Here is a 26,874-nt window from a genome sequence, read left to right as displayed (position 1 = left end):
GATCTAGTGAGTCAGTCTAGGGACATAGAGGTTAATCATGGTCAAAAGTCTTGAGGAACTTTTAGGATTAACTGAAGCTTTAGTCATAGCAAAAGGTAAAAATCCCCTAAGTTATATCCAAAAAATAATTTTAACAGAAGCCTTATTAGAAACAAAAAAAACCTACGATCAAATAGCTGAAGAGAATGGTTATTCTCCGAGTTATTTAAAAAATGGGGTTGCCCCTCACCTTTGGCAACTCTTATCGGACTTGGTGGGCGAAAAAGTGACTAAAGCAAATTGTCGCTGTTTATTAGACCGGGAATTAGGGACTAAAATTATCCCTAACGTTTTTCCAGAACTGGTTTTACCTAAACCCATTTCTTTAGAATCTCCCGAAGGCCAGGTTCCGCTTAATTCTATATTTTATATTGAGCGTTCCTCCAGTGAACCAATGTGTTATCTCGAAATTAAAAATCAAGGGGCATTACTGCGAATTAAAGCCCCTCGAAAGATGGGAAAAACTTCTTTAATGGCTCGAATTTTAGATTATTCTCAACAGCAAAATTATCACCCGGTTCGTTTAAGTCTTCATCTGGCGAGTAGTTTAGTTTTTACCTCAACAGAAAAATTCTTACGTTGGTTGTGTGCCAATGTGACTCAACAGTTAGGATTAGAATCGGAACTCGATGAATTTTGGGATGAAGATGTAGGAGCATTAGTCAGTAGCTCTCTCTATTTCCAAGGATATTTATTAGAGAAAATTCAGCAACCTATTGTATTAGCCCTGGATGAAGTTAATCAATTATTTGAGTATCCGTCCTTAGCGCGTGATATCTTAGCTTTATTGCGATCTTGGCATGAAGAAACACGGGATATTAGTAATTGGCAAAAACTAAGATTTGTGATCGTTTACTCCACCGATATTTACATTCCTTTAGATACTAATAAATCTCCCTTTAATGTCGGTTTAGGGATTGACTTATATCCTTTTAATCTTGATCAAGTTAAAATTTTATCTCAAAGGTATGGATTAAGGTTAACCGATCAAGAATTAAAAAGACTTACAGAATTTGTTGGGGGATTTCCTTATTTAGTGAGATTAGCCTTTGATCATTGTGTGCGTCGAAATATTCCTCTTCCAGAATTGTTAGAACAAGCAAACACCGATATAGGAATTTATAGCGATCACCTCCATGAACAGTTATGGTTACTTCAACAAGATCCTAATTTAGTTACCGCTTATCAACAAATTATTAGCACAACTCACCCCATCAAAATCGAACAAGTAAAAGCCTTTAAATTAAAAAGTATGGGGTTAGTTCATATTCATGGAAATCAAGTGATTCCCAGTTGTGAATTATATCGACAATATTTTCAAGAGTGTTTGAGTGAGGTTTGATCGAATTTTAATTTTAGATTTAACCTAAAATTTTAAAATTCTTCACTTTATATAATTGATATATTTTTGTTGCCCAAGTTGTTTAATTTTTAACCCTTGCAAGGCTGATTTACCGAGCTATCCCTCTTCTGTCAGTCTCCGAGGAGTAAAATTAGAAAATAAACCAGATGGGTAGCTAGAAGGGGGATAGGGTAATGGATGTAGAATTACAGATGATCAAACATTTAGCCCGAGATGCACAACCAACAGTTTCAGTGATTGATGAATATTGTCAAGGTTATAAAGACCTATTCCCAGAAGTGAGAAGTTACGAATGTTTTAAATACTTACATCTAGGAATTATCTCACCAATTCCGAGAAAATCTTTACCGGAAATTGCTAAAATAGTAGGAATTAGGTCGCCACAATCACTGCATCATTTCTTAGCCAATTCGCCTTGGTCAGCAAGGGAATTAAAGGAAAGAAGATTAGCCCGAACTCTAAAAGCATTGAAAGGAGAGAAGATTATAGTAATAATTGATGAGACAGGAGATAGGAGAAAGGGAAAAAAAACCGACTATATAGCTAGACAATACTTGGGAAGTGTGGGCAAAACAGATCGGGGAATAGTATCAGTTAATGCTTACGGTGTTTATAAAAATATAACCTTTCCTTTAGTGTTTAGAGTATTTAAACCCAAAGGAACATTAAAAGAAGGAGATGTCTACAAAACTAAGATTGAAATCGCATCAGAAATTCTAACAGAATTGGTTGATTGGGGATTTCAGATTGAATTGGTATTAGCAGATAGCCTTTATGGTGAAAGTAGTTCGTTTATCAGTACATTAGATCAATTTCAAATTCCTTGGGTACTAGCAATAAGAAGTAATCATGGAGTCTGGATGTCAAGCGAGCAGAAAGTTAGAGCCAACAAATGGTGTAAATTTGAGAGGATTTTTAGCAATCAAGAATCAGAAACCAGATATATTAGAGAAATCATATTTGGGAAAAGAAGTACAAGAACCTATTGGGAAATTACCACAGATCCAGAAACGATGCCAGAAACATCAACTTCGTTTGTCATGACAAATTTAACAGAGAAGAGAAGCCAGATGAAAAAGACATTAGGTAATTTATACGGGTTAAGAACATGGGTGGAATATGGATTTCGACAATGTAAACAAGAACTGGGTTGGACTGATTATCGGTTGACGGATTTTCCCGATATAGAAAAATGGTGGGAAATCATTTTCTGTGTGTATTTAATGATTAGTTTCAACTCCGAAGTTTTCCGGTCTTTAAGTCAAGGCAGTCCCCGAGAATCTGAGAGCAAAAAAAACACCACCGATTGCTCAACTCATCAACAATGGAATCACAAAGAGGGATGGAAAAATGTTTTAAATAATCTGCGTTTAATAATTCAGCCTACTATTATATTGTGGTTGATTGTCCCGTGGCTAGATATTTTTCCCGACCGCCATTTATTAGTGGGTTTTCATAAATTAATTGAGAATATTAATCAATTTCAATCTTATTTTCCCAATGGATAACTCTACTTTTTATTACTTGTTGATTTCGGAGAGTGACAGAAGAGGGATATTGGAATGAATGCCTGTAATTGATGGCTATATGTTAATTCGTAAAATCAGAAGTTTGCCTATTGAACAAGGGGGAAAAATTCCCTCTGGGACAGATGGGGAGAGGAACCGTGATTTTATAAACACTTGCTCTCTTGCAGACGGTTTATTATGAGTTATGATGCCTTCAGCTTGGGGGTGCTATGCAAAAATGTCTGTGGAAAGACCCAGGATTCAGAATAAAGTCATCATCTTCCATCCACTGCTCTAACCGATCAGAATCATGAGATTTACTGTGTCAGCACCCCGTACTGTTCCCCAAAAATTACCTAAAGTGCGTTTGCGAACAACTCTAGTCGTTACCTTTGTCGTTCAAATTGTTGCGGCGGTTGGATTAGTTGGGTATCTTTCTTTTAGAAATGCTCAAAAAGCAGTCAATACCCTAGCGTCTCAACTGCGGAGCGAACTCAGTGCCCGAATTCAACAGGAACTCAAAAGCTATTTTGAGAACCCCTATCGATTAAATCAACTGAATAGTCGGGCGTTTCTGCGAGGGGAATTGAATGTTGCTAACCTTGAAAGTGTCTTCCCCCTATTAGATCAATTAAAAATATCTCCCCTACTTTATGCGATCTATTGTGGTACTTCTCAAGGAGAATTTTTAGGGGCGGTGCGAATTTTGGATGATAATTCTATCGGTTTGTGGACAGCAAACCCCTGGACGGGACAGCATTTATACCTCTACAATATTGATACTGAAGGACGACCGACGACCTTAAAGCGGGATAGTGGCACGATTTATGACCCCCGCAAACGCCCTTGGTATCAAAAAGCTCAACAAACAGGAAGTCCCGTCTGGACTGATATCTATTTAGCCTTCTCAACAGGATTACCCACGGTTACGGCTAGTCAACCGATTTATGATCCGACGACTAAGGATCTTCTAGGGGTTTGTGCGACGGATGTGCTACTTCCTGATGATTTCCGTAAATTCCTATCCAGTTTATCCATTGGAAAATCGGGAATTGCATTTGTTAGCGATCGCGCCGGTCAATTATTATCAAGTTCTACCGATGAACCCCTCAGCGTTGGGGAAGGAAAACAGGCGAAACTTCTCCCCGCCATAGACAGCCAAAATCCTTTAATTCGAGGCGCAACCCGACAACTGCTACATCAATATGGAAGTTTTGCTACCCTAGAACAATCTTTACAAACCGAATTTACCCTTCAAGGGGAACGTCAATTTGTTCAAGTTTTACCGTTTAAAGATGGTCGAGGATTAGATTGGTTAATTGTGGTGGTGATTCCAGAAAGCGATTTTATGGATGAAATTAATGCCAATAATCGCTTGACGATTTTGTTATGTTTAGTGGCATTAGCGATCGCTATTTTAGCCGGAATGATCACCTCTCGTTGGATTTCAGAACCGATTTTAAAATTAAGTAGCGCATCGAAAGCTATTGCTCAAGGGGAATTAGATCAACATATTAAAGCGAAAGGCATTACGGAACTGGAAATTTTAGCGAGTTCGTTTAATACGATGACTTATCAACTGCAAGAATCCTTTGCTAAATTAGAAGCTAAAAACGCTGATTTGCAACAGGCAAAAGAAGCTTTATCGGCGGCTAAGGAACAGTTAGAAGCGGTATTAAATGCTGTACCCGGTTCAATTTCTTGGATGAGTTCTGAAGGGATTTATTTGGGGGTCAATCGTGACTTAGCGGATCGTTTAAGGTTGCAACCTGAAGAAATTATTGGTCGAGAAATCGGATTTTTTCAAAATAGTTCAGACTATGTTAAATTCCTGCGTCAGTTTCTCGCTAGTCCAGAACAGTCAGCGTCTCAAATTTTGCCAATTCTCTATAATGATCAACGACGTTATTATTTAATTGTGGTACAAAAATATCAACAAGGCGGTGCTATTGTTGCGGTAGGAATTGATATTACAGAACGTCGTCAAGCGGAAGAAGCTTTGCGAATTGCAGAGGAAAACTATCGAAGTATTTATGAAAATGCGTTAGAAGGAATTTTTCAATATAATCCTCAACATTCTTATATTAATGTTAATCCAGCCATGGCTCGGATTTATGGGTATGACTCTCCTCACGCTTTGATGGAGATTTTAAAGGATTCTGATTATCCGTTATATGTAGAGCCGGAACGTCATATAGAATTTATTTATTTAATGCAGCAACAGGAAACAATTTCTAATTTTGAATTCCAAATTTATCGGGCTGATCAGCATAAAATTTGGATTTCTGCCAGTGCTAAACCTGTTTTTGATGCCGAAGGAAATTTACTTTATTATCAAGGATTTATTGCTGATATTACCCAACGAAAAAAAGCTGAAGTTGAACGTCAACAGTTTATTGAAGAACTATTTGAAGTCAATAGTAATTTAGAAATTGCCATGCAAACGCAATTAGAATTAACAGAAGCAGCAACTCGTTTTGTCCCTCAAGAATTTTTATCTCTCCTAGGTTATAACAGTATTGCCGAAGTGAAGTTAGGGGAAGGTGTACAACATGAAATGTCGATTTTGTTTTCTGATATTCGGGACTTTACCAGCATCAGTGAAAAGATGACCCCGGAAGATAATTTCCAATTTATTAATTCCTATCTTTCGCGGATGGAACCTGCGATTACTCAACATCAAGGGTTTATTGATAAATATATTGGCGATGCGATTATGGCTTTATTTAATGGCGGTGCAGATGATGCCATTCAAGCGGGAATTACCATGTTAAAGGTACTGGAGGAATATAATTCTAAAAGAGGACAGCCTCACCGCCCTAAAGTTTCGATTGGAATTGGAATTAATACCGGAATTCTGATGTTAGGAACGGTAGGGGGAGAAAATCGGATGGACAGTACGGTGATTAGTGATGCTGTGAATTTAGCGTCTCGGATTGAAGGGGTAACTAAATATTTTGGTGTCCCTTTATTAATTTCTGAACATACCTTAAAAGCCTTACACAATCCCAGCCTTTATGCCATTCGCTTAATGGGTCGAATTAATGTTAAAGGCAAATCGGAAAAGGTGTCTGTTTTTGAAGTGTTTGATGCTGATTCACCTGTCATTAAGGAGGGAAAATTAGCCACTAAAGTTATATTTGAAGAAGCGGTTTCTCTGCATAATCTCCAAAAGCATCAGGAAGCAATTAAGACATTTGAGGCGTGTTTAACCCTAAATCCCATTGATCGAGTTGCTAAATTATATTTAGAACATATCCGAAATCAAATCGAAAAATAAGGATTAGGTTATCAGTCTATCATAACAGTACCCAGTAACAAACCCATTATTTTCTTCCCCCGCTCCCCCTGTTCCCTGTTCCCTGTTCCCTGTTCCCTATTTAATCCGAAGTACGGAAATTGCGACTTGTAACAGTGTGAGTAACCCGCTCCCCAGGGGTTAAAATATGAAAAAATCTATCCAATCTCTTAAACTCAAACCCTATACCTAAAAAAATTCGAGAAACTATGGGATTCTTTGATTCAGACATCGTTCAACAAGAAGCTAAACAGCTATTTGAAGATTATCAATCCATGATCAAGCTTGGGAGTGACTATGGCAAGTTTGATCGCGAAGGCAAAAAACTCTATATTGAGCAGATGGAAGGGATTATGGATCGTTACCGCATTTTTATGAAGCGGTTTGAACTGTCCGAAGACTTTATGGCCCAGATGACCGTTGAACAGTTACGCACCCAACTTGGCCAGTTTGGAATTACCCCCGACCAAATGTTTGAACAAATGCACCTTACCCTAGAACGGATGAAGTCGGAATTAGAAAAACAGCCCTAATCCCCTCTGTTTCCCTAAAAAAATCGGTGTGTCCCTGGGTTTCTTTTGTTAAAATACTTGAAGCCAACCCTCGTTACTTTAACGGGAGTCTCCCTATTATGCTTGTGAATATCACTTTATGACAAACGTTCCAGTTTCTCGAATTCGTAACTTTTCTATTATTGCTCATATTGATCATGGCAAGTCTACCCTAGCAGATCGACTGTTGGAAGCGACGGGTGCGGTTCAAAAGCGGGAAATGAAGGAACAATTTCTCGACTCGATGGACTTAGAGCGAGAACGGGGAATTACGATTAAACTGCAAGCCGCCCGGATGAATTATAAAGCCGATGACGGTGAAGAGTATGTATTAAATTTAATCGATACTCCGGGGCACGTTGACTTTTCCTATGAAGTCTCCCGCTCTTTAGCCGCTTGTGAAGGCGCGTTATTAGTCGTGGATGCGTCCCAAGGGGTAGAAGCGCAAACCTTAGCCAACGTTTATCTGGCGTTAGAAAATAACTTAGAAATTATTCCGGTTTTAAATAAAATTGATTTACCCGGAGCCGAACCGGATCGCATTAAAAGTGAAATTGAAGAAATTATTGGGTTAGATTGTTCGGGGGCGGTGTTAGCTTCGGCTAAAGAAGGAGTAGGAATTCATGAAATTTTAGAATCGATTGTCCATTTAGTGCCGCCTCCAAAAGATACCGTTGATCAGAAATTAAGAGCGTTAATTTTTGATAGTTATTATGATAGTTATAGAGGCGTGATTGTTTATTTTCGGGTGATGGATGGACGGGTAAAAAAAGGTGATCGCGTTCGCTTAATGGCATCGGGGAAAGAATATGAAATCGATGAAATTGGCGTATTATCTCCAACCCAAATTCCCGTTGATGAACTCCATGCTGGAGAAGTAGGCTATTTTTCCGCCGCCATTAAAGCTGTTGAAGATGCACGAGTTGGGGATACCATTACTTTAGCCAATAGCCAAGCTGAAGAAGCCCTTCCCGGTTATACCGAAGCAAAACCAATGGTGTTTTGTGGATTATTTCCAACAGATTCTGATGAATATCCGAACTTAAAAGAAGCCTTAGAAAAGCTGAAATTAAACGATGCGGCGTTATCCTATGAACCGGAAACTTCAAGTGCAATGGGGTTTGGTTTCCGATGTGGATTTTTAGGATTACTGCACATGGAAATTGTGCAAGAACGGTTAGAACGGGAATATGATTTAGACTTAATTGTAACGTCTCCTTCGGTGGTTTATCAAGTTACCACCCAAAAAGGGGAAGTGATTATGGTGGATAACCCTAGTCATTTACCTGAACCCAACCACCGAGAAAAAATAGAAGAACCCTATGTCCGGGTAGAAATGATTACCCCAGAAGCTTATGTGGGGAGTTTAATGGAATTAGCCCAGGGTCGTCGGGGTGAATTTAAAGATATGCGTTATTTAGCCCAGGGACGAACCACATTAGTTTATGAAGTACCCTTAGCGGAAGTGGTCACGGACTTTTTTGATCAGATGAAATCTCGCTCTCGTGGCTATGCGAGTATGGAATATCATTTAATTGGATATCGAGAAAATGCCTTAGTTAAACTCGATATTATGATTAATAAAGATGCAATTGATTCTTTAGCCATGATTGTTCACCGTGATAAAGCTTATCACGTTGGACGGGCTATGGTGGAAAAACTCAAAGAATTGATTCCCCGTCATCAATTTAAAGTTCCCATTCAAGCCACAATTGGATCTAAAGTCATCGCCAGTGAACATATTCCAGCCTTAAGAAAAGATGTGTTAGCTAAATGTTATGGGGGGGATATTAGCCGGAAGAAAAAACTTTTACAGAAGCAAGCCAAAGGTAAAAAACGGATGAAATCTTTGGGTTCTGTGGATGTTCCTCAAGAAGCATTTATGGCGGTATTACGGTTGAATCAAGAATCCTAAATTGTTGATTTAAAAACCCGAATTCTTGTAGAATGGGATAACTATTTATAGCCTATTAACCTCATCTTATTAGTGCTATTAGCTAGTTAGACCCATTTCATAATTTGAGGGGGTTGATTGATGACCGCCTCCTCATCTTAATTAGAACTATCTGTAAAGTAGAAACTATGACACTTACAAAAACCGAGTATAAATATGTAGAGCTAAATGAAGAGAATATTCCCATCATAGCTGGAACTACAATGAAAGTCGTTGAATTAGTTGAAACTCAAATTGCTTATAGTTGGAGTCCAGCAGAATTGCACCTCAATCATCGCTATTTAACCATGAGTCAAATTCTTTCTGGTTTAGCTTATTATTGGGATCATAAACCAGAACTTGATGCAGAAATTAAGCGACGAGAAGACTATGTTAAACTGGCAGAAATTGAAGCTGGTGAATCTCCTTTTGCTGCTAGATTACGTGCTCAAGGGCTATTAAAATGAGTCTAGCAATTTACATGGATGAACACATCCATTCAGCGATTACAGTGGGTTTACGCCTTCGAGATATTGATGTTTTAACAGTATATTAACCGAGTATAAAAAATAATAAAAATCTGTGAATACAAAAAACCCCCTCCGATTTACCACTGGAAGGGGTTTTTTGAGTATTAACCTGGCACCGAGCTATTTTTCCAGGCGGCTACCCGCCAAGTATCTTCGCCGTGTCAGCGTTTCACAGCCGAGTTCGAGATGGATCGGAGTGGTTCCACTGAGCCATAGGCACCAGGAAAGCTTTGTAAACTTTCACTGATTTTGAGAGGTTGCAGCCGTTTGTGTGTTGTTTGCTTGCCTCTCACAATTTACTAATCTACTCGGTTTTTTTAGGAATGTCAACCCCTATTTCAAAAAAATTTTTAGATCGCTCAAGCCCATACGGTTCAAGGTTTCTAGGATGAAAGAGCAGCCCTCTAGCCGAAATGTGGCAAAATAGAAAGGATTGTCTAAAATTGTCCATCTTGTCGAAACCCATGACTGCAACGACCCCAAGCCAAGCCACAAAATACGAACCCTTCAGTACCGAAGCCAAATGGCAACAGTATTGGGAAGATCATCAGGTGTTTAAAGCTGACCCCAACCAACCGGGAGAACCCTATTGCATTATGATTCCCCCCCCTAACGTGACGGGAAGTCTGCACATGGGTCATGCCTTTAATAACTCCCTGATTGATGCCTTGATTCGCTATCATCGCATGAAGGGTGACAACGCTTTGTATTTGCCGGGGATGGATCACGCCAGTATTGCAGTCCAAACAATTTTAGAACGACAACTCAAAGCCGAAGGCAAAACCCGCTACGATTTAGGACGAGAAAAATTTTTAGAACAAGCTTGGGAATGGAAAGAACAATCGGGGGGAACCATTGTTAATCAGTTGCGACGGTTGGGAGTTTCTTGTGATTGGACAAGGGAACGATTTACCCTGGATGAAGGATTATCAAAAGCGGTTTTAGAAGCGTTTATTCAGTTATATGAAGATGGCTTAATTTATCGGGGTAAATATTTAGTCAATTGGTGTCCGGCGAGTCAATCGGCGGTATCGGATTTAGAAGTAGAAAATAAAGAAATTAATGGCAATTTGTGGCATTTTCGCTATCCTTTAAGCGATGGTAGCGGTTATGTGGAAGTAGCAACCACTCGACCGGAAACGATGTTAGGGGATACGGCAGTTGCAGTTAATCCGAATGATATTCGTTATCAAGCTTTAATCGGAAAAACCCTAACTTTACCGATTATGAAACGGGAAATTCCGATTATTGCGGATGAATTTGTTGATCCGAGTTTTGGTACGGGTTGTGTGAAAGTGACTCCCGCCCATGATCCGAATGATTTTCAAATGGGTCATCGCCATAAACTCCCCATGATTAATATTATGAATCAGGATGGATCTCTGAATGAAAATGCAGGGCCCTTCAAGGGGCAAGATCGATTTGTGGCGCGAAAAAATGTGGTTCAACGTCTCAAAGATTTGGGATTTTTAGTTAAAGTTGAAGATTATAAACATACGGTTCCCTATAGCGATCGCGGTAAAGTTCCGGTAGAACCGCTATTATCAACCCAATGGTTTGTTAAGATTAGACCTTTAGCAGATAAAGCCTTAGATTGTTTAGATCAACAAGATTCTCCCGCCTTTGTTCCTGAACGCTGGACGAAGGTTTATCGAGATTGGTTAGTTAAATTAGACGATTGGTGTATTTCTCGACAATTGTGGTGGGGCCATCAAATTCCCGCTTGGTATGCGATTAGTGAAACTGATGGCAAAATTACCGATGAAACACCGTTTATTGTGGCGAGAACTGAAGCGGAAGCCCAAGAAAAAGCAATTGCAAAATTTGGAGAAACCGTAATTTTAGAACAAGATCCTGATGTTTTGGATACTTGGTTTTCGTCCGGTTTATGGCCGTTTTCAACGTTAGGATGGCCGGAAAAAACTTTAGATTTAAGCAAATATTATCCCACCGCTACCTTATCAACGGGGTTTGATATTATCTTTTTCTGGGTTGCTCGGATGACAATGATGGGGGGATATTTTACCGGAAAAATGCCGTTTAAAACCGTTTATATTCACGGGTTAATTCGGGATGAAAACGGCAAAAAAATGTCAAAATCTGCCGGAAACGGGATTGATCCGTTATTACTGATTGATAAATACGGAACCGATGCTGTCCGGTTTACGTTAATGAAAGAAGTGATTGGTGCAGGGCAAGATATTCGTTTAGAATATAATCGAGAAACCGATGAATCTGCCTCCGTTGAAGCGTCTCGAAATTTTGCCAATAAACTGTGGAATGCGTCTCGGTTTGTAATGATGAACTTAGACGGGAAATCTCCGAAACAGTTAGGAGAACCCAATATTAATCAGTTAGAACTGAGTGATCAATGGATTTTGTCTCGTTTTAACCAAACTGTTAAACAAACCCGTAACCAGATGGAAAATTACGGCATTGGTGAAGCAGCAAAAGGCATTTATGAGTTTATTTGGGGAGATTTTTGTGATTGGTATATTGAATTAGTTAAACCCCGTTTACAAGGAGAAAATGCTGATTCTCGTCACGTTGCTCAACAAACTTTAGCTTATGTGTTAGAAGGAATTTTAAAACTTCTCCATCCCTTTATGCCCCATATTACTGAGGAAATTTGGCATAGTTTAACGCAAACTGGGGAAGAAGATTGTTTAGCATTGCAAGCTTATCCGGTTGTGGTTGAAGAAAATATCTTAGAAGTGCAACGGCTAGGCAAATTTGTTAAAGATCCTGATTCAATTGTCGGTCAAGTTTTGAGTACCCTATTAGAATTACCTGACCTGATAGGAGATTTCGTTAAACAATATCAAAAACCGTTAATTTTGACGGGGTTATTTTTCGTTGCCTTTTTAACAGTTAAATGTTTTGTGGCGGCGTTGAATGCTATTAATGAAATCCCGTTACTACCAAATATTTTTGAATTGATTGGGATGGGGTATTCCGGCTGGTTTGTGTATCGTTATTTGTTGAAGGCGTCTCAACGAGAAGAACTGGGGAAAATTCTACAAGAGTTAAAAAACGAATTTATCGGCAGTGGAGAACCTGTCAAACCTGTTGATTTAAACTTACAAGTTCCTAACAGTTTTTCCTCTGTTTCTCAAGATTCTGCTTCGGAAATTACTACCATTCTTGACCCGAAATTGGAAGCAGATTTTGAGTTAATTATTGGGGCAATTCGTACTGTTAGAAATTTACGAGCCGAAGCGGATATTAAACCGAAAGTGAAAGTTAATGCTATTCTACAAACGGAAAGCCGCAAAGAACAGGATATCTTGAAACAAGGGCAAACCTATATTCAAGAGTTAGGTAAAGTCGAAACCTTAACCATTACAGAACAGTTAACCGGAAATGAAGGACAAACTATAGCCGGAGTTGTGGGAACAGTCCAGGTGTTAATGCCGTTAGCGGGTGTGGTTGATGTAGCCGCTTTTCAAACCAAATTGCAGAAAAAATTGGCTAAAGTTGAAAAGGAAATTCAAGGGTTTCAACGCAATTTGAATAACCCGAATTTCGTTAACCGTGCCGAACCCGAAGTGGTGGAAAATACCCGTAATAATTTAGCAGAAGCTGAAAAACAAGCGGAAATTCTGCGAGAACGGTTAAGTCAATTTTCATAATAATAGGGAACAGGGAACAGGGAACAGACAATCAGCTATTTAGCCTGTAAAGTCCCTGTTTCTAAATCAGGATAGGGCAATTTCTTAATCACAAAAACGGATTATGATGAATCAAGATTTAGGATTATTTTTGTTAGGAATTGCTGTACTAACGCTCTACTTAATCTTTTCAGCCTTAACGGAAATGGGAACCAAACTTCCCTGGAAAAAGTAGAACAGGGAACACTTCTAAATCCTAAAACCCTTTCACTTTTTACTGTTCCCTGTTCCCTAATGCTATAGATTGTAATGCTTTTTCAACAATATCAATCACGTCTTGAGATTTAAACGGTTTAACTAAATAGCCCGAAGGATTGGTTTCTTTTGTGCGTTCAATGGTAGAGGTATCAGAATAAGCAGTAATATAAACGATGGGAGTTTGGTGTTGTTCTCGAATGCGTTTTGCGGTTTCTACCCCATCTAATTCGCCGCGTAAGTGGATATCCATTAAAATTAAATCCGGGCAATTTTTCGCTACCTGTTCTAAGGCTTTTTCTCCTGAATTAATTCGAGCAATAACTGTATACCCTTGTTTTCTTAAACTCCGGGCAATACTTTCGGCTGCAATTAATTCATCTTCAACAATTAAAATGGTCGCTGTCATTGGCTTAAAACCCTCTGAATATTAATTGAACATTAAGCTCATATTAATTTTTAATTATAGCTTTGTTCTTGAAAAATTAGAGTAAAACTTGTACCTTGGGTACAGTCTAATTCAAGGGTTGCCTCTAATTGATCAGCTAAAATATTAACTAATCTTAATCCCAAAGAAGGGCTATCTTGCCAATCTACATCTTCTGGAATCCCGATGCCATTATCACTAATTTTTAAATAAATTTGTTGTTCAGAATCCATTTTTAGAGTAATTTTAATTTCTCCAGTTGTTGAGTCAGGGAAAGCATATTTAAACGCATTTGTTACTAACTCATTAATTAATAATCCACAGGGAATCGCCGTTTCTAAATTTAAAGTTACAGGTTCAACATCCAGACTAATATTGATTTTACAGTCTTTGGGTTGATAAGATGAAATTAACTTTTCGACTAAATTTTGAATATAATTTGCAAAATTCACCTGGGATAAATCATCAGATTGATAAAGTTGCTCATGAATTAATGCCATGGTTTGAATCCGATTTTGACTATCTGCAAATAAATTCCGTTGTTCCTCCTGTTCTAAGGTATCCGCTTGTAAATCTAATAAATTAGAAATCACATAGAGATTATTTTTAACTCGATGATGAATTTCTCGCAATAAAACTTCTTTTTCTAACAGTGAAGCTTTGATTTTTTCTTCCGCTTTTAAGCGTTCAGTCACATCTCGACAGACACAAATTAATAAATTATCATCGGTTAAAGTCAGTGAAACTTCTTCAACAAAGGTACTTCCATCTCTACGTTTAGCTGTCGTTTGACCTTGCCAATGACGTTGTTGGAATAAAACAGGAAAAGTATGCTGTTCAAAATAACGAACTTGTTCCGGTATATACAAACTTTCCCAACTGTATCCTAGTAATTCTTGAGGATGGCTATACCCAAACATTTCAACATGGGCTTTATTCAAATAAATATAATGCCCATCTTTTAAAATCGCAATACCATCAATGGCGGCTTCAATGGCGGCTAACTGTTGTTTTAATACTTCTTGTGCTTTCTGAAGTTCTGTAATATCTGTATGAGCACCCACCATGCGAATCACGTTTCCTTGGTCATCTTTTAGATGAATGGCTCTCGATAAAATATAGACGATGGAACCATTTTTATGATAAAAACGTTGAATGCTCTGAAATCGATCTACTCGACCTTTGTTATAGTCTTCAATCAATTTAATGGCAGCAATTCTATCCTCTTCAAAAATAACTTTGTCCCAGGAGGAGAGAGTATTCGGTAATTCATCATTATTATAGCCAATCATCTCTTTCCAACGGGGAGAAAAATAAATCTCATTTGTGATGAAATCCCAATCCCAAAAGCCATCTTGTGCGGCTTGAATCGCTAAGTGAAACCGTTCTTCCGCCACTTTAATTTCGGCAGCACTGCGTTTGCGTTCCGTTAAATCTTGAGCAATTCCTAGGAATCCAGTAATATTTCCTATCGGATCTCGCAAGGAACAAACCGAGAGTAAAACCGGAAATTTTCTTCCATTTTTATGAACCATGCTCCATTCTCGTTCTTCAATCTGTCCGAGACGAGCTTTCGCAACAAAAACATCAAAACTCGGTTCAATTTTAGTTCCTAATTCTAAAGATAAACTATAGGAACGTTCCAGAATTTCTTGAGGATCATGAGCAATAGCAGGAGTTGTTTTACCAATTATTTCTTCAGCTTGATAACCGAGTAAATTTTCTGCACCTCGGTTCCAAACTTGAATAATTCCATTGATATCCGTTGAAATAATGGCGTAATTTGTACCATCTAAAATGGCTTGTTGGAGTTGATTTAATTCTAAGAGTTTGGCTTCTGCTAATTTGCGATCGCTAATATCACTTTCAGAACCTGCCATGCGAATCACTTGGCCGTTTTCATCCCAGAGTGCTTGACCCCGATCTAAAATCCATTTATAGGAATTATCTTTACATTTTACCCGATATTCAGCCATAAAAAAAGGCGTTTTTCTTTGAAAGTGATCCTGAATTCCTTGCCAAACCCTCTCAGCATCATCGGGATGAATTCGAGATATCCATTCTTCTAAGTGATGACTAATTTCATCTTCATCAAACCCTCGCATTTCTTTCCACCGAGGGGAAAAGAAAACTTCATTGGTTGGAACATTCCAATCCCAAATTCCATCTTTACTTCCATGAACGGCTAATTGCCAACGTTCCTCACTGATTTGTAAGGCTTTTTCTGCCAATTTCCGTTCGGTTATATCTAACATAATTGACAAATATTGGAACGGTTTACCCTGATCATCCACAAACGGAACAATAGTTGTATCCACCCAATAGTAATTTCCATTTTTGGCTTGATTTCTAATTTCACCCCGCCATACTTTTCCTTGAGAAATTGTAGACCAAAGGTGTTTAAAGAAGCTCTGAGGATGATAATGTGAATTAATTAAACTAAAGGTTTGCCCCACTGCTTCTTCGTATGAATATTGATAAGTCTGAGAAAATTTATAATTAAAATAATTAATAACCCCATTGCGATCTGCTATGACTACAATAGCCATTTCATCAAGGGCGATTTTATGATAAGTTAATTCTTGCAGGACACTTTTGAGTTTTTTCTCGGCTTGTTTCTTAGCCGTAACATCCCGCAAAAAAGCGCGAATTACCGTTGGTTTACCCTCTTCAAACCGACAGTTAGCACTGCCTTCTAAAATCACAATTTCTCCAGTTTTAGTGATATATTCTGTTTCAATAGAATTCTGTTTAATAAAATCTACGTTTTTTAAGCGTTCAAAATATTGACGAAAGCTAGAAATTTCTTCAGGGATTGTAATTAAATCAAAAACCGATAATTTTTTAATTTCTTCCTCGCTATATTTTAAGGTTTCTTTCCAAGCTCGGTTTACATAAATAAAACGTCCATCTTCAGGAGAAATTAGTTGGATTAAATCATTAGCATTTTCAAATAAATCCTTTAACTGTTCTTGACTTTCTCTTAAATCCATTAATAATTGAGCTTGGGCGATCGCAATTCCTACTTGCTCGGAAATTTGCTGCATAATCTCAATTTCAAATTCTGTCCACTGATGGAGTTGATAACATTGATGCGCCAGCATTAAGCCCCAAAGTATACCATTTTGAAAAATCGGAACAATTAATTTAGATTTAACCTCTAATTGCTGCATTAACTCGCTCATACATAAATTTCCTGGGTTATCTAAAGGATAGACCTCTTCGATATTATCAATCGCTTTTACTTTTGTATGTTTATAAAACTCAATACAAGAATCAGAAAAAATGTTCTCATTTAAAATGCTATTCAGAAGCGATAATTCTGGATTAATAACTGATTCTGTAATAATTTGTTGTTTTCCTTTCGGAAAAATACGATAAACTAAAACGCGATCACAATCTAAAATATGACGAATTTCGGTTACAGTCGTTTGCAATATTTTTTCGAGTTGTAAAGATTTACGAATATTCAGAGTAATATCCGTAAATAATTCAACCTTAATATTTTGACGATGTAATTTTTTCTCGGTGCGTCGATGTTCTTGAATTTCATTTAAAAGTTGTTGATTCGTTTGGCTTAAGACGACGGTTCGTTCTCGCACTCTTCGCTCTAATTCACCATTCAATTTGATTAAAGCATCTTCTGCTTTACAGCGTTCTTTTAACTCATATTGAATTTGTTGATAAAGTTGAGACTGTTGAATGGCAATAGAAATAGAAACAGCCAGTTGATCTAATAAGTGTAACTCATCCGAACACCACTCACGGGGTGCAGTACAGTGATGAGCAATTAATAATCCCCATAACTGATGAGCAGAGGCAGGATCGTTAATGACAATGGGAACGACTAAATTAGCTTTTACATTAAAATCAGATAGTAACTTGTAATAACAAGGTAAAATATCTGCGGTTTCAACATTATTAATAGCAGTTTTTTTCCCTTGCAAATAATGTTCAGCACCGCCCATTTTAAAACAAGTATCTTCTAAATAAATTCCCAGAATACTATTTCCTTGAACAGTAACAGATTCTGCAACAATTTGACCATTAAATTCAGCATCGAATTGATACACTAAAACTCGATCACAGTCTAAGAGTTGTCTAATTTCTGTCACCGTTGTGTTTAGAATTTCTTTTAAAGATAAAGACTGACGAATATTAATCGTTACTTTGTATAATATTTTTTCTAATTCCAGTTGTTGATACAGTTTTTTTTCTGCCTGTTTCTGCGGCGTAATATCCCTAGCAATTCCTAAAAAAGAAATTAAAGTCCCATCAGGAGAATATTCAGGAACCAGTCGAGTTTGATACCAAATAGAACTGTTGATAGTCGGATAGGGATAATCAACTGTTTGTTCTTGTTTCGTTTCAATTGCCTTTTGAAGACAGTTTTTCCAAATATTGATTACGTCTTGATCAATCCCAATTTCTTCTGGATATTTACCGACTAAATCTTGAACCGGAACTCCTACCAATTTTTCAACAGCATGATTAAAATAGAGATATTTTAAATCTAAATCAATTCTAAAAATAATATCAGGAGCCGTTTCAACTATGAGTTGAAATTCCTGTTCCCGATAATAAAGTTTTTCCGTCTGTTCTTGTACTGTTTGTTTGAGGTTTAAATTCTGACTTTCTAACAGTTCTATTTTGTCATCTTGTAACTGTTTAACTTGTGTTTCTAATAATTCAATAACATTATAAACTTCTAAAGGCTGTAATATCTGTAAAATATTAGTGCGTGTAATTAATCCTAATAATTCTCCCTGGTTTCCCGTAACAATTAAACGACCAATACGATTAAACTCCATGATTTGATGAGCAACCGATAAGTTATCATCAGGATTTAGCGTTAAAATAGGAGAACTCATGGCTGCTACAGCTAGGGTATGATTCAAATCTAACCCCAACCTTTGAAATTGAACTAAATCTCGTTCTGTAATTATTCCTACGGGATATTTTGGATCATCTTGAGTCACAATTACCACACAACTAATATGATGATTTGCCATTAGTTGTGCTATTTTTAATAAAGACGTTTGAGCCGTTGCCAAAATCACCTGATGATTCATGACTTCAGAAACAGTTCTAAACCGCAATAAATCTTCAGGCTGTAAACATCCCCGAATCGTATCATAGGTAATTAATCCAATCAGATTTCCTTGATCAACGATGGGTAAATGACGAATCGAATGCTCTTTAAATAGATTGATAGCTGCAAAAATATCCTGTGTCTCTTCATATTGAAGGGTGACAACAGGTTGACTCATCACCTGCTTGACTTTAATCTTTTCTGTATGTTTTTCCTTGGCAATCCATTGAATAATATTTCGTTCTGTTACAATGCCAATGGGTTGATTATTCTCCACAATAATAACACAACTGCCCCGACCTTCTTGTTTTGCCATTTCCAAGGGGTTAGATTCTGATGAATGCAGATAACAACTTCCTCTGGAGTGGGTAATTAATGCGATTACTTCATCTAAGGGAGTATCGAGTGCAGCTTGTAGGGGATCTGGAATAATGGCAGCTTCTAAATTATCTAACCAAGCAAGTGTTAGGGCCATAGACCATTGAGATGTAGTTAGAGATATGAATTCATTGTATCTTTTAGAAGGGGGAGTTGTAAAAAGGCTATTGAACACCGAAGGATCAGAAGAAAGAAGACTCTTCTATAATGGCATGATTTTTTTTTGATTTCCATTGTATTTTTACTGAATTTAGATACAGTATAAATCCGTAAAAATACGGAGTTATTTTTTAATTCAGGTTTAAAGTTCGGCTTTTAAAAAATAAATTAAATAATTTACCTTTCCCTAAAATTTCATCTAATTCTCGTGTTATAAAAAAAGGAATAAAAACCAGAAACAAGCAGAAAATTTGATAAATTATATCGATTTGAAAAAAATGATCTTTCAATCCTATTAAATTTTCAGCGATAGATTCTTTTTGAAACAAACCGATAATAAAATGTTCTGCAATATTAAAAATTACAACAATAATTGTAAATAAAATTGACTTATAACCCACTGAAATAATCAGAGGTTTATCTCCATAGCGTTCTACCAGGGGCAGTTTTTCAGATAAAACAATCACTTTTCCGATAATTAAAGCTCCAATAATCGCAACCCCATAGTTAAAAGCGTCAATCCCATGTTTTAATAACGCCAGAGAATTCAACGTGATTAAAACACTAAAGGATAAAGCTAAATACAAATTAACAATTGATAAACTAATAAACTCATCAATTAAGGCTGATTTCCGAGTTTTTTTAGGTGCTGTTTTGTTAGTCATAGATTAATTAAAGTTGATGGTTGATCTTTTTCTATTGTCTACTGATAACTGATGATGGGCGGGATAACCTGGTGATGGGTAGAATAACCCGATGATGGGCGGGATAACCCATCAGTGTCAACTTAAGCCGAAAACCTCTGATTATAGTTAAGATTAGATCCCCCTAAATCCCCCTTAAGAAGGGGGACTTTGATCTCCTGTTCCCCCCTTTTCAAGGGGGGTTAGGGGGGATCATTGACGCTTAAAAAAATCAACGAACTTTTGGTTTTTCAGCCTACTTTTAGCCTTAAAGTTGACACCGATGGGGATAACCCCACCCCTACGGATTGTGTCTGGCTTTTAAAATAAATTCAGCCACACTTAAATCAACAGGAGTAGTAACTTTTAAATTGGTTTCTTCTCCCATCACAATATGAACCGATAACCCACATTTTTCAAATAATGCCGCATCATCGGTCACTTCCCAACGTTGTTGACGCCCTTGCTCATGACAGTCTTTTAAGAGTTTCACATTAAAGCCTTGGGGAGTTTGTGCCGCCCATAACTGTTTACGCTCAGGGGTATCTAAAATTAATCCATCCTCATCCACCACCTTAATCGTGTCTTTGACCGGAATAGCAGCAATTAACCCCTGATACTCCTGTAATGCTTGTGCACAGCGCTCAAATAGCTGTGGTGTGGCTAAACATCGAGCCCCATCATGAATTAAGACCTGTTCTGCATCGCTGGGTAAGGCTTGTAAGCCATTATAAACCGACTCTTGACGGGTATCTCCCCCTTGAATTAACTCCACAGGTTTACTTAAGTTAACAGTGGCTAAAATATCCTTAAACTCAGGGAAATCCACAGGTTGACCCATGATCCCGATCCAGTCAATGCAGGTTGCTGCTTCCGCCGATAAGAGTGTCCACGTCAATAACGGTTTATCCAATAACGTCAAAAGCAATTTGTTGCGTTCGCTTCCCATTCGTCGTCCCATCCCTGCTGCTGGAATTAATAAGTGCATTGTGAAAATTTAGAGGTAAGATTGACAATCCTGTGTTCATATTAGAATTAAGCTGATCTTGTAGATTAACTCTTTACTAATGAGAATACTAGCCCTTGTCCCAGGTGGAATAGGCGATCAAATCTTGTTTTTTCCGACGCTTGATGGCCTTAAGCAAGCTTATCCTGAAGCCCAAATTTCTGTTATGGTAGAACCCAGGGCCAAGGGAGCTTATCGAGTTTGTAAGTCGGTTTCGGAAGTTTTAACCTATGATTTCAAGGAACGTAACAGTTTAGCCGACTGGGGAAATTTTCTGGGTATTGTCCGTGACCGAGAGTATGAAGTGGTCTTATCCTTGGGTCAAAGTTGGACGGTGGGATTGTTATTATGGTTAACGGGTATCCCCATTCGCGTTGGATACGCGGGTGGCGGTGAAGGGATGTTTATTAGCAACCCAGTCTCCCTGAAACCCGAACAATACGCCGCCGAGATGTATTATGACCTGCTTAAAGGGTTACAAATTACCACCCCCTTCTCTGGATTATCCATTAATGTTCCTAAACTAGATATTGACTGGGGAGATGCTGAACAAAAACGTCTGGGGGTTACTGAAAGTGGTTATATTTTGATTCATGGGGGGTCTAGTCAGTTAGCACAACAAAAAGGCATTGATAAAATTTACCCCGTTGCGAGTTGGCAAAAAATTATTCAAGATATTCAACAACGACAACCTAACCTTCCTGTTGTTATTGTTCAAGGGCCAGAAGATGCCGCGTTAGTGCGCGAAATTGTCCAATCTTGTCCTCAAGTTAAAGTCACCCAACCGGATGATATTGGCAAATTAGCGGCAATGATCGCTTCGGCGAATTTAATGTTGTGTACCGATAGTGCTCCGATGCACTTGGCTGTTGCGGTGGGTACTTATACAATTGCATTATTTGGCCCCACTGAACCTGCTAAATTATTACCGAAAAGCGATCGCGTGATTGGGATTAAATCTCCGACTGGGAAAATGTCTGATATCTCTCCCGATGAAGTCATTCAAAAAATCTGGGGCGGTTAATTCAGTTATCAGTTATCAGTTATCAGTTATCAGTTATCAGTAGAGACGTGCCATGGCGCGTCTGTACCAGTTATCAGTAGAGACGTGCCATGGCGCGTCTGTACCTTGTCAGTTGTCAGTTTTTAGTTATAGTTTATTGTTACCTATTGCGGATTTTATGAATTACAATATTGAAGAAACGGTTATTGAACGTTATAAAGCTGGAGCAACAACGGTACAGCCCTCTCTGTGTTGTCCGGTGGAATATCAAGAAAATCAATATTTAGATATTGTTCCTCAAGAAATTATTGAAAAAGATTATGGTTGTGGTGATCCGACTCGTTATGTTAACCCCGGAGAAATTGTTGTAGATTTAGGTTCGGGGGCGGGAAAAAATTGTTATATGATCGCTCAAAAAGTTGGGGCGACGGGTCGAGTGATTGGGGTCGATTTTAATGATACCATGTTGGCTTTATCTCGCAGCTATCAAGCAGAAGTTGCCGAAAAATTAGGTTATGGAAATACTAGCTTTGTTAAAGCAAAAATTCAGGATTTAGCCTTAGATTTAGATCAAGTTCAACAGTGGTTAACCAATCATCCCATTCAGTCTATCGAACAAATTACAGAATTTGAGTTAGAATGCGATCGCCTGCGTCAACAAAATCCTTTAATTGCAGATAATAGCGTTGATGTGGTGATTTCCAATTGCGTTTTAAACTTAGTCCGTCCCCAAGATAAAGATCAACTGTTTCAAGAAATTTATCGGGTGTTAAAACGAGGGGGTCGGGCGGTTATTTCGGATATTGTTTGTGATCAAGATCCAACTCCTGATATTTTAAATGATCCCGATCTATGGAGTGGCTGTATTGCGGGAGCCTTTCGCGAAAATGAATTTTTACAACGCTTTGAACAAGCGGGATTTTATGGAATTAAAATATTAGCTCGACAGGAAGAACCTTGGCAAGTGATTGATGGCATTGAATTTCGTTCTTTAACGGTTTGTGCGTTTAAAGGTAAAGACGGCCCCTGTTTAGATGTTAATCAAGCGGTAATTTATAAAGGCCCTTGGAAACAAGTCATGGACGATGACGGACATATTTTATATCGCGGTGAACGGATGGCAGTTTGTGATAAAACCTACCACATTTATACTAACATAAACAGCCCCTATTGTCAAGATATTTTAGGAATTTTACCCCATGAAACGATTCCTTTAGAATCAGCCCCAGAGTTTGATTGTAGACGCAATGTGATTCGCAAACCGGAAGAAACCAAAGGCAAAAATTATCACGTTACCATTACAAATTCTGATAATTCCTGCTGTTCTCCTGAGAGTTCAAGTTGTTGTTAAATTGGAGAGATCGGATGTCATTCTTCTCCGCGTAGGAATCTATAAGCATTTTAGGGAATTATTATCAATAGTCTATAAGAAAACAGATTTGGGATCACCGATTTTCTATCAAATGCTTGGTTCAGTTCGGTTAGCTTAAGGTGTTACAGATGATGGTTATCCAATAGTCATTGGGTTACAAATAACAGTTTTGTCTGGAAGCTTACAACCGTATAAGTACGGGTATTTTGAAGGTTATGCTCGTATTTTAGCGATGTAGATCACATTTTTTTGTGTAACATCTCACAGGATTATTTTTTTTCTATCACGACGGTTGAATCATGAATGATATATCTTAAGTCATATAATATCTTTTATCTTTTTTCACGAAACCCTCGCTATTGAAATCAGAGACAATCAATAACCAAAAGATTTATAGTCTATAGGAACTCTAAATCCGATTTGAGGTCAAGTAACAGCCATGAAAAAAATTCTAGTCATTGAAGACGATGTTCTGCTCCGTCGGAGTTTACTAAAAATTCTCCATGCGGAAGGGTTTCAACTCCTCGAAGCCGATAATGGACAAGTGGGTTTACAACTTCTACACAGCCAACAACCTGATTTAGTTTTATGTGATTTAATCATGCCTGAAATGGATGGCTATGGCGTGCTAGAATACTTACGCAGTAACCCGGACACCCTTTCCATTCCCTTCATTTGTTTAACCGCCCAACATGAACGGAGCAATTTACGACGGGTAATGGAATTGGGGGCTGATGACTATCTCACCAAACCTTATAGTAAATCGGAACTATTAGCCGCCATTCAAGCGCAGTTTAATAAACAGGAACGAGTTAATCTCCCCCTGTCATTATCTGAGTCTCAAGGGTTAATTCAATTAACCGCAAATCGGGAAGATGAATCTCAGATTAATTTAACGGCTCAGTTAAGTTTACAAAGTAAATTCAAACAAATTATTAAAGGAATTGATTCACCGGATCTATCGGTTCCGGTATTTATTTTAAGTTTAGATCGCCTAGAACGGTTTCAAGATTATTTAGGAGCAGATTATGGAGATATTCTAGTTCAGGCGGTAATTAATCGGATTCATGAAGAACTCAAAAGAGCCGGATTTGTTGTTAAATTTAAAGATGAAAAAATTGCCTTAATTTTACCGCCCATTTCCCACTCTGAAGAAATCGAAGAAATTGCTTTAAAACTTTTAAACTGTTTATCAAAACCGATCAAAATTTCCGACTATAAATTATTATTAGGATGCTGTTTAGGGGTTTCTTTATATCCCCAACATGATGATAATTTTGATAACTTACTAATTAAAGCCAATATTGCCTTGCGTCAAGCTCAACAGCAGGGAACTCATTCTTATTTTCTATATACTAATGAAATTTGGACAAAAATTCAAGATCGGTTTCGCTTAGAAATTGATCTGCATCATGCGTTAGACAACGAAGAATTTATTATTCATTATCAACCTCAACTCGACTTGAAAACCGGAAAAATTATTGGGGCTGAAGCACTATTTAGGTGGCAACATCCGCAACGAGGGCTTGTTCCGCCACTGGAATGTTTAAGTATTGCTGAAGAAAATGATTTAATTGTGGAAATTGATGAATGGATGATTCGTCAAGTTTGTCAACAAGTGAAACAATGGCAAAATCAAGGATTTGAACTCTCTGTTGCTGTCAATGTTTCGGGGGTTAAATTTCATCAGCGCAACTTAGGACGGTATGTGATGCAAGTCTTAAAACAAACGGGTTTAGATCCCAAATATTTAGAATTGGAATTAACTGAAAGTGTTTTAGTTAAAAATCCTGAACGTTCCGTTGCCATTCTCCATGAACTGAAGAATTTAGGAATCGGACTTTCTTTAGATGATTTTGGAACAGGATATTCCTCTTTAAGTTATTTACAAAAATTCCCGTTTGACACCCTGAAATTAGATCGCTGTTTTGTCCAAGATGTGAACCGCCATATTAAAAATGCAGCAATTGTAAAAGCAACGATTGTCATGGCTCATAGTTTAAATATGAGAGTGGTTGCTGAAGGCGTAGAAACGGAAGCTGAACAACAATTTCTCCGAGATCATGAATGTGATTGTTTACAAGGATATTGGTTTAGTCGCCCGGTAGAACCTCGGATTTTTGAGCAACTTGTCAAGGCTAATGCCGCAGAAATCCCGACTAAACCTTTATCTCCTTTGGAATGTTAAATCATTAAGTTCAGGTTTACAATTTAACCGTTAATTCTTCTCGAATTTGACTAATTAAATCCTTCAGTCCGCCTGTATTTAAACGATAACTTAATGGATGAGCAATTAAGTAAGCTGTACTTTCAAATAAAACCTCTATTTCTGTTAATCCATTTTGTTGTAAAGTTTTACCTGTAGAAACTAAATCAACAATTGCTTCAGACATTCCCGTAATTGGCCCTAATTCAACGGAACCATATAGCGGTATAATTTCAACTGGTAAATCTAAACTCTCAAAATACTCGCTGGCACAGTGGACAAATTTAGACGCAACCCGACTATGGGGTGGCAATTCTACTGGACGCTGATAGGGACTTGATTGTTTAACAGCCACCGACATCCGGCATTTGCCAAATTTGAGATCAACCAGAGAAGCGACTTGAGGCTTTTTCTCCCGTAGGACATCATAACCCACAATCCCCAACTGCGCTTGGCCATATTCCACATAAACAGGGACATCTTGTGCCCGCACTAACAAACCCTTAGCGGTTTGGGTGGGATCATGAATCTGAAGTTGTCGATTGCTCGGATCTAAAAAAGCACTAAAATCAAGTCCAACGGCTTGCAGAAGCCGGATACTGTCTTTTAATAAAGCGCCTTTAGGCAGTGCTACGGTGATCATAAAGATGAGAAATGAGGGATTTGGGATTTATAGAGACAGTGACACAGCAGCGAATCGCTATCCGATGAAACTGCAATTATTACCCCAACTTTTATTTACCAGATTATGGGACAGTTAACTCTGGTGATCGGTAACAAAAATTATTCGTCTTGGTCGTTACGTCCTTGGTTACTTTTAAAACAAGTAGGACTTGATTTTGCTGAAATTATGATTGATTTGGGTACTCCCAACACCCACAAGGAAATCAGGCGCTATTCTCCATCGGGAAAAGTTCCGGTGCTATTAGATGGAGATTTAACGGTTTGGGAATCCTTGGCGATTTGTGAATATATTGCTGAAAATTTTATTCGAGATTTATGGCCTCAAGACCGAGACGCTAGGGCTTTTGCTCGTTCTGTGAGTCATGAAATGCACGCCGGATTTATGAATTTACGGCAACAAATGCCGATGAATTGTCGTACTCGCTACCCCAGAGAAGGAATGAAACCAGGGGTACAAGGAGATATTGATCGAATTACTGCAATTTGGCGAGAATGCCGTCAACAGTATGGGTCTAAGGGTGAATTTTTATTCGGAAAATTTACCATTGCTGATGCCATGTTTGCCCCCGTTGTTTCTCGATTTATTAGCTATGATGTCAAGTTAGGATTAATTGAACAGGACTATGTTAAAACCATTTGGTCGCTTCCAGCCATGCAGCAATGGATTGATGCAGCTTGTTTAGAACCTGAAATGATGTATTTTTAACAGTTAACAGTTATCAGTTAACAGTTATCAGTTAACAGTTATCAGTTAACAGTTATCAGTTATCGGTTAA

16 protein-coding genes and 1 rRNA gene are annotated in these 26,874 nt (G+C 38.0%); 11 read left to right on the top strand and 6 right to left on the bottom strand.

The window, feature by feature from the left end; all coding sequences use genetic code 11:
* Window positions 1-37 precede the first annotated feature (37 nt).
* The 6 genes from NMK36_RS19450 to NMK36_RS19425 all read left to right on the top strand — a co-directional run bounded on the left by NMK36_RS19450 (window position 38) and on the right by NMK36_RS19425 (window position 9,159).
* The gene (locus tag NMK36_RS19450; RefSeq protein ID WP_254174433.1) at window positions 38-1,381 is read left to right on the top strand and encodes an AAA-like domain-containing protein; all 1,344 of its coding nucleotides are present in this window, start codon (window positions 38-40) and stop codon (window positions 1,379-1,381) included.
* 194 nt (window positions 1,382-1,575) lie between these two features.
* Complete coding sequence (locus NMK36_RS19445) at window positions 1,576-2,910, top strand: IS701 family transposase (RefSeq protein WP_072718077.1); 1,335 nt, start codon at window positions 1,576-1,578, stop codon at window positions 2,908-2,910.
* Window positions 2,911-3,232: 322 nt separating this feature from the next.
* Window positions 3,233-6,190, top strand: a complete 2,958-nt coding sequence (locus NMK36_RS19440; RefSeq protein WP_254174432.1) for a PAS domain S-box protein — start codon at window positions 3,233-3,235, stop codon at window positions 6,188-6,190.
* A 227-nt stretch (window positions 6,191-6,417) separates the two neighbouring features.
* Entirely contained in the window at window positions 6,418-6,741 is a 324-nt protein-coding gene (locus NMK36_RS19435; protein WP_072719847.1) for a DUF1825 family protein, read from the top strand.
* Window positions 6,742-6,859: 118 nt separating this feature from the next.
* Window positions 6,860-8,674, top strand: coding sequence for a translation elongation factor 4 (gene lepA / locus NMK36_RS19430; protein ID WP_072719846.1), 1,815 nt, complete (start codon window positions 6,860-6,862; stop codon window positions 8,672-8,674).
* Between the two features lie 167 nt (window positions 8,675-8,841).
* The gene (locus NMK36_RS19425) at window positions 8,842-9,159 is read left to right on the top strand and encodes a hypothetical protein (protein ID WP_254174431.1); all 318 of its coding nucleotides are present in this window, start codon (window positions 8,842-8,844) and stop codon (window positions 9,157-9,159) included.
* A 170-nt stretch (window positions 9,160-9,329) separates the two neighbouring features.
* Here NMK36_RS19425 and rrf read toward each other — a convergent pair.
* Window positions 9,330-9,446: ribosomal RNA gene (rrf, locus tag NMK36_RS19420) — 5S ribosomal RNA — on the bottom strand.
* Window positions 9,447-9,686: 240 nt separating this feature from the next.
* Here rrf and NMK36_RS19415 point away from each other — a divergent pair.
* Entirely contained in the window at window positions 9,687-12,854 is a 3,168-nt protein-coding gene (locus NMK36_RS19415; protein ID WP_254174430.1) for a valine--tRNA ligase, read from the top strand.
* Window positions 12,855-13,107: 253 nt separating this feature from the next.
* Here the strand turns inward: NMK36_RS19415 and NMK36_RS19410 are convergent, their stop codons facing one another.
* From NMK36_RS19410 to ispD, 4 genes are all read right to left on the bottom strand, one after another.
* The gene (locus NMK36_RS19410) at window positions 13,108-13,497 is read right to left on the bottom strand and encodes a response regulator (protein WP_072719842.1); all 390 of its coding nucleotides are present in this window, start codon (window positions 13,495-13,497) and stop codon (window positions 13,108-13,110) included.
* Between the two features lie 50 nt (window positions 13,498-13,547).
* Complete coding sequence (locus NMK36_RS19405; RefSeq protein WP_254174429.1) at window positions 13,548-19,082, bottom strand: PAS domain S-box protein; 5,535 nt, start codon at window positions 19,080-19,082, stop codon at window positions 13,548-13,550.
* Between the two features lie 193 nt (window positions 19,083-19,275).
* Window positions 19,276-19,809, bottom strand: a complete 534-nt coding sequence (locus tag NMK36_RS19400) for a hypothetical protein (protein ID WP_254174428.1) — start codon at window positions 19,807-19,809, stop codon at window positions 19,276-19,278.
* Between the two features lie 319 nt (window positions 19,810-20,128).
* Window positions 20,129-20,815, bottom strand: a complete 687-nt coding sequence (gene ispD / locus NMK36_RS19395; protein WP_254174427.1) for a 2-C-methyl-D-erythritol 4-phosphate cytidylyltransferase — start codon at window positions 20,813-20,815, stop codon at window positions 20,129-20,131.
* 79 nt (window positions 20,816-20,894) lie between these two features.
* Here ispD and NMK36_RS19390 point away from each other — a divergent pair, with 79 nt between their 5' ends.
* The 3 genes from NMK36_RS19390 (at window position 20,895) to NMK36_RS19380 (ending at window position 25,396) form a co-directional block, all read left to right on the top strand.
* Window positions 20,895-21,857, top strand: coding sequence for a glycosyltransferase family 9 protein (locus NMK36_RS19390; RefSeq protein WP_254174426.1), 963 nt, complete (start codon window positions 20,895-20,897; stop codon window positions 21,855-21,857).
* Between the two features lie 157 nt (window positions 21,858-22,014).
* Entirely contained in the window at window positions 22,015-23,187 is a 1,173-nt protein-coding gene (locus NMK36_RS19385) for a methyltransferase domain-containing protein (protein WP_254175204.1), read from the top strand.
* 460 nt (window positions 23,188-23,647) lie between these two features.
* Complete coding sequence (locus NMK36_RS19380) at window positions 23,648-25,396, top strand: two-component system response regulator (protein WP_254174425.1); 1,749 nt, start codon at window positions 23,648-23,650, stop codon at window positions 25,394-25,396.
* 16 nt (window positions 25,397-25,412) lie between these two features.
* Here NMK36_RS19380 and hisG read toward each other — a convergent pair whose 3' ends face one another.
* Entirely contained in the window at window positions 25,413-26,057 is a 645-nt protein-coding gene (gene hisG, locus NMK36_RS19375) for an ATP phosphoribosyltransferase (RefSeq protein WP_254174424.1), read from the bottom strand.
* 105 nt (window positions 26,058-26,162) lie between these two features.
* Between hisG and NMK36_RS19370 the strand changes: the two genes are divergently transcribed.
* Window positions 26,163-26,804 carry a glutathione S-transferase family protein gene (locus NMK36_RS19370; protein ID WP_072719834.1) on the top strand — a complete coding sequence of 214 codons (642 nt, stop codon included), beginning with the start codon at window positions 26,163-26,165 and terminating at the stop codon, window positions 26,802-26,804.
* Window positions 26,805-26,874: the final 70 nt, after the last annotated feature.

Origin of the sequence: Planktothrix pseudagardhii (assembly GCF_904830925.1) — a bacterium.
Classification (GTDB): Bacteria; Cyanobacteriota; Cyanobacteriia; order Cyanobacteriales; family Microcoleaceae; genus Planktothrix; species Planktothrix tepida.
This window is presented reverse-complemented; position numbering and strand designations above follow the sequence as displayed.

Excerpts from the sequence above, each read along its gene's own strand:
- NMK36_RS19380 (WP_254174425.1), top strand. The coding sequence starts at position 23,648 with ATGAAAAAAATTCTAGTCATTGAAGACGATGTTCTGCTCCGTCGGAGT.
- NMK36_RS19410 (WP_072719842.1), bottom strand. The coding sequence starts at position 13,497 with ATGACAGCGACCATTTTAATTGTTGAAGATGAATTAATTGCAGCCGAA.
- NMK36_RS19400 (WP_254174428.1), bottom strand. The coding sequence starts at position 19,809 with ATGACTAACAAAACAGCACCTAAAAAAACTCGGAAATCAGCCTTAATT.
- NMK36_RS19415 (WP_254174430.1), top strand. The coding sequence starts at position 9,687 with ATGACTGCAACGACCCCAAGCCAAGCCACAAAATACGAACCCTTCAGT.
- NMK36_RS19435 (WP_072719847.1), top strand. The coding sequence starts at position 6,418 with ATGGGATTCTTTGATTCAGACATCGTTCAACAAGAAGCTAAACAGCTA.
- NMK36_RS19370 (WP_072719834.1), top strand. The coding sequence starts at position 26,163 with ATGGGACAGTTAACTCTGGTGATCGGTAACAAAAATTATTCGTCTTGG.
- NMK36_RS19445 (WP_072718077.1), top strand. The coding sequence starts at position 1,576 with ATGGATGTAGAATTACAGATGATCAAACATTTAGCCCGAGATGCACAA.
- NMK36_RS19450 (WP_254174433.1), top strand. The coding sequence starts at position 38 with ATGGTCAAAAGTCTTGAGGAACTTTTAGGATTAACTGAAGCTTTAGTC.
- lepA (WP_072719846.1), top strand. The coding sequence starts at position 6,860 with ATGACAAACGTTCCAGTTTCTCGAATTCGTAACTTTTCTATTATTGCT.
- NMK36_RS19390 (WP_254174426.1), top strand. The coding sequence starts at position 20,895 with ATGAGAATACTAGCCCTTGTCCCAGGTGGAATAGGCGATCAAATCTTG.
- NMK36_RS19405 (WP_254174429.1), bottom strand. The coding sequence starts at position 19,082 with ATGGCCCTAACACTTGCTTGGTTAGATAATTTAGAAGCTGCCATTATT.
- hisG (WP_254174424.1), bottom strand. The coding sequence starts at position 26,057 with ATGATCACCGTAGCACTGCCTAAAGGCGCTTTATTAAAAGACAGTATC.
- ispD (WP_254174427.1), bottom strand. The coding sequence starts at position 20,815 with ATGCACTTATTAATTCCAGCAGCAGGGATGGGACGACGAATGGGAAGC.
- NMK36_RS19385 (WP_254175204.1), top strand. The coding sequence starts at position 22,015 with ATGAATTACAATATTGAAGAAACGGTTATTGAACGTTATAAAGCTGGA.
- NMK36_RS19425 (WP_254174431.1), top strand. The coding sequence starts at position 8,842 with ATGACACTTACAAAAACCGAGTATAAATATGTAGAGCTAAATGAAGAG.